1 protein-coding gene is annotated in these 2418 nt (G+C 72.3%); it reads left to right on the plus strand.

Annotated elements, in window-relative coordinates; translation table 11 throughout:
* Positions 1-117: 117 nt before the first annotated feature.
* Positions 118-2418, plus strand: a 2301-nt coding sequence (locus ACN6PJ_RS30750) for a carbohydrate-binding family V/XII (RefSeq protein WP_427999433.1), incomplete at its 3' end; no start/stop codon positions are given.

Raw genomic sequence — 2418 nt, forward strand, 5'->3', positions numbered from 1 at the left:
GATTGAATCGGCGACGGAGCTGGCGTATAAACCGAAGCGATGCCGACGCGGAACACGTCCGGGTGGCGAGCGCGCCGCCCGCTACGCGGGCAGCCCAATCCTTGAAAGGAGCTTCACATGGTGGAAGGCTGGTTCCGATGGTGGCGTCTGCACTCCCGGCCCTGGGTCCTGGCGGTTCCCGCGGGCCGGCGCCTGGGCCGCTTGCGCCTGGGTCGCACCTTGGCCGGCGTGGCGGCCGGAGCGAGCGTGGCGCTGGCCGCGACGGCGCAAGCGCAGGGGCAGGAACCGGCCCGGGCGGCCGGCCAGCCCGCGGCGCAGGCCGCGGGCGAGCAGGCCGATGCCGCGCGCTCGCTGCAATGGCCGCGCAGTTTCAACGCGCCCGACGGCACCCGGATCGAGCTGTACCAGCCGCAGATCGATAGCTGGACGGCGGATCGCATCGCCGGCCGCATGGCGGTGGCGGTGGGCCAGGCCAAGGGGAATCCGACCTACGGCGTCGCCGAGTTTTCCGCCCGCGCCGATGTCAACAAGCCGGCGGGGCTGGTGCGCCTGTCGGACATCCGCGTCGAGCGCGTGCAAGTGCCGACGGCGCCGCAGGAGGCCGCGCGCCTGCGCAGCGAGCTGGAGGCCAGGCTGCCCGCCTCGGGCGTGGTCACGCGGCTGGACGCGCTGCAACTGAGCTACACGTTGTCGCAAGACAATCCGGCCATGAAGCCGGTGGCCGTGGACAACGCGCCGCCGCGCATCGTCTATCGCACCGTCCCGACCGTGCTGGTGCTGGTGGACGGCGCGCCCGCCTGGGCCGCCGTGCCCGATACGTCCGGCTGGCGCCGGGTGGTCAACACCCGCGCGCTGATCCTGGTCGACGGCGCCAACCGCCACTTCCTGCAGGCCGCGGGGCATTGGTACGAGGCGGCCGGCGTCGACGGCCCGTGGAAGGCCGTCGCGCAGCCCTCGGCCGACTTGCTGGCGGCCGCGGAGGCGGCGCATCGCAAGACGGCGTTCGATCCCTTGCTGCTCCATGACGGCAAGGCGCCGCAGCGCGCGCCGGCGGTCGCGGTGTCCACCGTTCCGGCCGAACTGCTGGTGACGGTCGGGCAGCCCGAGTTGCGGCCGGTGCCGGAAACCTCGCTGCTCTCGGTGACGAACGCCGATCACGCCCTGTTCATGAATCCCGCCGACAACCGCTACTACCTGCTGGTGTCCGGCCGCTGGTTCCGCGCCGCCCAGCTCGACGGGCCCTGGTCCTACGTGCCGGGCAAGAGCCTGCCGCGGGACTTCGCGCGCATACCGGCGCGCGATCCGCAGTCGGGAGTGCTGGCGTCGGTGCCGGGCACGCCGCAGGCGAAAGAGGCGGTGATCGCGTCGACCATTCCGCAGACCGCGACGGTGTCGCGCGAGACGGCGAGGCTGAAGGTGGAGTACGCGGGCGGCTCGCCGACGCTGCGCCCCATCGCCGGCACGGCGCTGTACTACGCCGCCAACTCGCAGGTGCCCGTCATCCAGGCCGAAGGCCGCTACTACGCCTTGTCGCACGCGGTGTGGTTCGTGTCGGATTCGGCCTTCGGCCCGTGGCGCGTGGCCGACCACGTGCCGCCGACGATCTACGCCATCCCCGCCAACTCGCCGCTGCACTACGTGACCTACGTGCAGGTCTACGGATCGACGCCGCAGAGCGTGGTGTTCGGCTATACGCCCGGCTACATGGGCGTGGTGGTGGCGCCGGACGGCACCGTGGTCTACGGCACGGGCTACGCCTATCCGCCGGTGATCGTGCAGGACACCTGGGTCGGCTATCCGCCCAGCTACGGCTACGACGCGGCCTTCGATACGGCCGCCGGCTTCGCCTTCGGGTTCGCCGCGGCGGAAGTCTGGGGCGGCGCGGCGCCTTACTGGGGGCCGTATTGCTGCGCGCCGTACTGGCGCGGCGTGAACGTGAACCAGGTCGACGTCTACGGCGCCTGGGGCGGCTCCGGCGTGGTCACGCACGCGGCCGGCTGGAACGGCTGGACCGGCACGCAATGGCAGGGCACCCACGCCGAAGGCTACAACCCGCAGACCGGCGCCGCGTTCGAGGGCTCGCGCGGCGCGGCCTACAACGAGTACACCGGCAACGCCGCGGCCGGCCGGCGCGGCGCCTACACCAATCCGGTCACGGGCGCGTCGGGCGCGGGCCGGGCGGGCGTGGTCTCCAACGACGACGGGCAATGGGCGGCGGGCCGGCAGGACGTGCGCACCAATACCCAGACGGGCCGCAGCACGATTTCCTCCGCCACGGCCACCGGCACGGCCGGCGAGGGCGTGGACAACGTGAACCGGCGCGGCGCGACGTACAACCGCAACACCGACAGCGGCATGGCCTGGAACAACGGCAACGTCTACGCCGACCACAACGGCAACGTCTACGAGCACAACGAC

Source organism: Achromobacter sp., from assembly GCF_050285585.1.
Classification (GTDB): Bacteria; Pseudomonadota; Gammaproteobacteria; order Burkholderiales; family Burkholderiaceae_B; genus Achromobacter.